Source organism: Rhodococcus sp. EPR-157 (genome assembly GCF_001647195.1).
GTDB lineage: Bacteria > Actinomycetota > Actinomycetes > Mycobacteriales > Mycobacteriaceae > Rhodococcoides.
In genome coordinates this window covers 1-4337 of record NZ_LVCV01000646.1, presented here as the reverse complement: position 1 = coordinate 4337, position 4337 = coordinate 1, and the positions used below count along the sequence as shown (strand labels likewise).

11 protein-coding genes are annotated in these 4337 nt (G+C 62.8%); all 11 read right to left on the bottom strand.

The window, feature by feature from the left end; genetic code table 11:
- Positions 1–240, bottom strand: a 240-nt coding sequence (locus A2J03_RS31845) for a hypothetical protein (protein ID WP_231912738.1), incomplete at its 3' end; no start/stop codon positions are given.
- 51 nt (positions 241–291) lie between these two features.
- Positions 292–477 carry a type Z 30S ribosomal protein S14 gene (locus A2J03_RS27635; RefSeq protein WP_068380853.1) on the bottom strand — a complete coding sequence of 62 codons (186 nt, stop codon included), beginning with the start codon at positions 475–477 and terminating at the stop codon, positions 292–294.
- A 4-nt stretch (positions 478–481) separates the two neighbouring features.
- Positions 482–1054, bottom strand: a complete 573-nt coding sequence (gene rplE / locus A2J03_RS27630; RefSeq protein WP_068380850.1) for a 50S ribosomal protein L5 — start codon at positions 1052–1054, stop codon at positions 482–484.
- Between the two features lies 1 nt (position 1055).
- Positions 1056–1373 carry a 50S ribosomal protein L24 gene (rplX, locus tag A2J03_RS27625; RefSeq protein WP_068380847.1) on the bottom strand — a complete coding sequence of 106 codons (318 nt, stop codon included), beginning with the start codon at positions 1371–1373 and terminating at the stop codon, positions 1056–1058.
- Positions 1374–1742, bottom strand: coding sequence for a 50S ribosomal protein L14 (rplN, locus tag A2J03_RS27620; RefSeq protein WP_008718280.1), 369 nt, complete (start codon positions 1740–1742; stop codon positions 1374–1376).
- Between the two features lie 239 nt (positions 1743–1981).
- The gene (gene rpsQ / locus A2J03_RS27615; RefSeq protein WP_068380845.1) at positions 1982–2260 is read right to left on the bottom strand and encodes a 30S ribosomal protein S17; all 279 of its coding nucleotides are present in this window, start codon (positions 2258–2260) and stop codon (positions 1982–1984) included.
- The gene (gene rpmC / locus A2J03_RS27610) at positions 2257–2502 is read right to left on the bottom strand and encodes a 50S ribosomal protein L29 (protein WP_019663551.1); all 246 of its coding nucleotides are present in this window, start codon (positions 2500–2502) and stop codon (positions 2257–2259) included. Before rpmC ends, rpsQ begins: the two co-directional genes overlap by 4 nt.
- Complete coding sequence (gene rplP / locus A2J03_RS27605; protein WP_068380842.1) at positions 2502–2918, bottom strand: 50S ribosomal protein L16; 417 nt, start codon at positions 2916–2918, stop codon at positions 2502–2504. Before rplP ends, rpmC begins: the two co-directional genes overlap by 1 nt.
- 2 nt (positions 2919–2920) lie before the next feature.
- The gene (rpsC, locus tag A2J03_RS27600; protein WP_068380839.1) at positions 2921–3724 is read right to left on the bottom strand and encodes a 30S ribosomal protein S3; all 804 of its coding nucleotides are present in this window, start codon (positions 3722–3724) and stop codon (positions 2921–2923) included.
- Positions 3724–4143, bottom strand: coding sequence for a 50S ribosomal protein L22 (rplV, locus tag A2J03_RS27595; RefSeq protein WP_068380836.1), 420 nt, complete (start codon positions 4141–4143; stop codon positions 3724–3726). Before rplV ends, rpsC begins: the two co-directional genes overlap by 1 nt.
- Positions 4140–4337 (bottom strand): 30S ribosomal protein S19 (gene rpsS / locus A2J03_RS27590; RefSeq protein WP_068380833.1); only part of this gene is annotated, 198 nt, incomplete at its 5' end. The genes rplV and rpsS, both read right to left, overlap by 4 nt.

Here is a 4337-nt window from a genome sequence, read left to right as displayed (position 1 = left end):
CAGAAGACCTGGCCCGAGGACGCGTTTGAGCTCGTGCGAGTCCGGCGCAGTGTCGGGTTGATCGTGCGCTACGTCTGCCATCGGTGGACCTCCGCGCTCGTACGACCGTGTCGAAATGCCACTGCCCGAGAAGCGTAAACCGGTGGTTCGTATTCGGCGCGGGGTACGACTGTGTGGACGACAGACGGTGTTCCACAGATCGGGGACGCGCGCCAACGACAAAACGGGCGTGGGTTCCATGAAGGAACCCACGCCCGTCAGCGTGGTGCGGTGAAGCCCGGAGGCCTCAGATCACCAGGAGCTCTTGCGAACTCCGGGAAGCTCTCCGGCGTGCGCCATCTCGCGAACGCAGATACGGCACAGGCCGAATTTGCGGAACACCGAGTGGGGACGGCCGCAGCGGTTGCAACGCGTGTAACCACGCACTGCGAACTTCGGCTTCTTGTTGGCCTTGTTGACCAATGCCTTCTTCGCCATGGACTCAGTTCTCCTTGAACGGGAAGCCGAGGTGCTTGAGCAGCGCGCGGCCTTCTTCGTTGTTGGTTGCGGTGGTCACCACAGTGATGTCCATGCCGCGAGGACGATCGATCTTGTCCACGTCGATCTCGTGGAACATCGACTGCTCGTTGAGGCCGAACGTGTAGTTGCCGTTACCGTCGAACTGCGTGCCCGAGAGGCCACGGAAGTCCCTGATTCGGGGAAGGGCAATGGAGGTCAGACGGTCCAGGAATTCCCACATGCGGTCGCCACGAAGCGTGACACGTGCGCCGATGGGCATTCCTTCACGGAGCTTGAACTGCGCGATGGACTTGCGAGCCTTGCGGATCTCCGGCTTCTGACCGGTGATCGCGGCGAGGTCTGCAACTGCACCGTTGATCAGCTTCGCGTCACGGGCGGCGTCGCCGACACCCATGTTGACGACGACCTTGACGACGCCGGGGATCTGCATGACGTTGTCGTATGCAAATTCGGTGTTGAGGGCGTCCTTGATCTCGGCGCGGTAGCGCGCCTTGAGGCGAGGCTGCGTGCCTGCCGTGTTCTCAGTGGTAGTCATCTCAGATGTCCTTCCCGTTCTTCCGGGAAACACGAACGCGCTTGCCGGACTCTTCGTCGGTGCGGTAGCCCACGCGAGTGGGATTTCCGTCCGAGTCGATGACCGCGACGTTCGATACGTGGATCGGGGCTTCCTGCGTGACGATTCCGCCCGAAGACGCGCCGCGCTGGTTCGCGGAGACCGCGGTGTGCTTCTTGATGCGGTTCACGCCCTCGACGAGGATCTTGGAGTCAGCGGGGTAGGCCTGAATGACCTTGCCCTTGGCGCCCTTGTCCTTGCCGGCGATCACGAGAACGGTGTCGCCCTTGTGCACCTTCATTTACAGCACCTCCGGGGCGAGCGAGACGATCTTCATGAACTTCTTCTCACGCAGCTCGCGGCCGACCGGGCCGAAGATGCGGGTTCCGCGAGGATCGTTGTCCGGCTTGATCAGCACGGCAGCGTTCTCGTCGAAACGAATGTAGGAACCGTCGGGACGACGACGCTCCTTGACGGTACGGACGATGACCGCCTTGACGACCTCGCCCTTCTTGATGTTTCCACCGGGGATAGCGTCTTTCACCGTAGCTACGATGATGTCGCCGATCCCGGCGTAGCGACGTGACGAGCCACCGAGAACGCGGATGCAAAGGATTTCCTTCGCGCCCGTGTTGTCAGCGACGCGTACTCGCGACTCCTGCTGAATCACAAACTTCTCCTAGACCTGGATGTGCATACGTGCCGGATTTCCGTCCCGACACGCGCGGTCGGCTGTCGCGGCGCGGGCGCACGAAGGCACACCGCTGCCACAGGCAACCGGTCAAGTGTAGGGGACGTGGGGTGCGGAATCCAAATCGCCCCTGCTCGAGGCCGGGAACCCCCGGCAACCAGAACGCACGAAAAAGCCCGCCCCCGTGAGGGAGCGGGCTATTTCGCAGCAGTAAATGCTTACTTGGCCTTTTCGAGAACCTCGACCAGTCGCCAGTGCTTCGTGGCGGACAGTGGACGGGTCTCCATGAGCTGAACGCGATCGCCTACGCCGGCGTCGCCCTTCTCGTCATGTGCCTTGACCTTGGTGGTCCGACGGATGACCTTGCTGTAGAGAGGGTGCTTGACCCTGTCTTCCAGCTCGACCACGATCGTCTTCTCCATTTTGTCGGATACGACGTAGCCGATCCGAACCTTGCGGTTGTTGCGCTCTTCAGTCACAGTCTTTTCCTCGCTCATGCCGCGTCACCTGCAGTGTCGTCGGCAGGACCGGTGGCCAAACCGAGCTCACGCTCACGCAGGACGGTGTAGATGCGCGCGATCTCGTGACGAACGGTGCGCAGTCGACGGTTGTTGTCCAACTGGCCGGTAGCCATCTGGAAACGAAGGTTGAACAGCTCTTCCTTCGACTCACGCAGCTTGGTGACCAGCTCTTCACCGGTGAGCTCGCGGAGCTCTGCGGCTGGGGTTCCGGTAGCCATCAGAACTGCTCCTCCCTGGTGATGATGCGTGCCTTCATCGGCAGCTTGTGGATAGCGCGTGTCAGTGCCTGACGCGCGACGGTCTCGTCGGGGAACGAGAGCTCGAAGAGCACGCGTCCCGGCTTGACGTTCGCGATCCACCACTCGGGCGAACCCTTACCGGAACCCATGCGGGTCTCGGCAGGCTTCTTGGTGAGCGGACGGTCCGGGAAGATGTTGATCCAGACCTTGCCGCCACGCTTGATGTGGCGGGTGATCGCGATACGAGCGGCCTCGATCTGACGGTTGGTGATGTAGGCAGGCTCGAGAGCCTGGATGCCGTAGTCACCGAAAGTCACAGCGGTTCCGCCCTTGGCAGCACCCGATCGCTTCGGGTGGTGCTGCTTGCGGTGCTTGACCCGGCGTGGGATCAACATCGTCAGCCCTCCTGATTCGGCTCGGTCGAGGCCGGAGCCTCTGCGGATGCCGCGCGGCCGGCCTCGGTGCTCGTCGCAGTGGTGCCCGAGGCACCGGAACGACGCGGACGCGAGGGACGCTCACGGCGCGGGCGGTCGTTGCCTGCAGCAGGTGCAGCAGCGGCGAGCTCACGCTTGCCACCGACGATGTCGCCCTTGTAGATCCAGACCTTCACGCCGATACGGCCGAAGGTGGTCTTGGCCTCGTACAGCCCGTAGTCGATGTCCGCACGAAGCGTGTGCAGCGGCACACGGCCTTCGCGGTAGAACTCCGAGCGGGACATCTCGGCGCCGCCGAGTCGACCGGAGCACTGGACACGGATGCCCTTGACGTTCGGCTGACGCATGGCCGACTGGATGGCCTTACGCATTGCGCGACGGAAAGCGACGCGGTTGCTGAGCTGCTCGGCAACACCCTGGGCCACGAGCTGAGCTTCGGACTCGGCGTTCTTGACCTCGAGGATGTTGAGCTGAACCTGCTTGCCGGTCAGCTTCTCGAGAGCTCCGCGAATGCGGTCGGCCTCGGCGCCACGACGACCGATGACGATGCCCGGACGTGCCGTGTGGATGTCCACGCGAACACGGTCACGGGTGCGCTCGATCTCGACCTTCGCGATTCCCGCGCGCTCCATGCCGGTGGCGAGGAGCTTACGGATCGCGACGTCTTCCTTGACGTACTCCGAGTACTGCTTGTCTGCGTACCAGCGCGACTTCCAGTCAGTGGTGATACCCAAGCGGAAGCCGTGCGGGTTGATTTTCTGACCCACTACTGAGCCCCTTCCTTGGACGCCTGGCCCTTACGACGGTTACGAGACGTTCCGCCGGTCTTGGGCAGGCTTTCGACGATCACCGTGATGTGGCTGGTGCGCTTGCGAATCCGGAATGCACGACCCTGAGCTCGCGGCTGAAAACGCTTGCCGGTCTTGCCCTCGTCGACGAACGCAGTCGCCACGATCAGCGTGCTGGGATCGAGATCCAGGTTGTTCTCGGCGTTGGCTGCTGCGGAGGCGATCACCTTGGCGACCGGCTCGCTCGCTGCCTGCGGCGCGAACTTCAGGATGTTGAGCGCGTCCTCGACGGAGCGCCCACGAACCAGATCGACGACGCGACGTGCCTTCATCGGCGTGACGCTGACGTGCTTGGCGACGGCCTTGGCAGTCGGATTGGCGGTTTCGGTCTTGCTCATCGCCTCTTCGCCTTCCGGTCGTCCTTGATGTGACCCTTGAACGTACGGGTCGGTGCGAACTCTCCGAGCTTGTGGCCGACCATCGAGTCGGACACGAACACCGGCACGTGCTTGCGACCGTCGTGGACGGCGAAGGTGTGACCGATGAAGTCGGGGAGAATTGTCGATCGACGGGACCAGGTCTTGATGACCTG

Coding starts and splice junctions, on each gene's coding strand:
- rplP (WP_068380842.1), bottom strand. CDS start 2,918: ATGTTGATCCCACGCCGGGTCAAGCACCGCAAGCAGCACCACCCGAAG.
- rpsQ (WP_068380845.1), bottom strand. CDS start 2,260: ATGAGCGAGGAAAAGACTGTGACTGAAGAGCGCAACAACCGCAAGGTT.
- rplX (WP_068380847.1), bottom strand. CDS start 1,373: ATGAAGGTGCACAAGGGCGACACCGTTCTCGTGATCGCCGGCAAGGAC.
- rplE (WP_068380850.1), bottom strand. CDS start 1,054: ATGACTACCACTGAGAACACGGCAGGCACGCAGCCTCGCCTCAAGGCG.
- A2J03_RS27635 (WP_068380853.1), bottom strand. CDS start 477: ATGGCGAAGAAGGCATTGGTCAACAAGGCCAACAAGAAGCCGAAGTTC.
- rplV (WP_068380836.1), bottom strand. CDS start 4,143: ATGAGCAAGACCGAAACCGCCAATCCGACTGCCAAGGCCGTCGCCAAG.
- rpmC (WP_019663551.1), bottom strand. CDS start 2,502: ATGGCTACCGGAACCCCAGCCGCAGAGCTCCGCGAGCTCACCGGTGAA.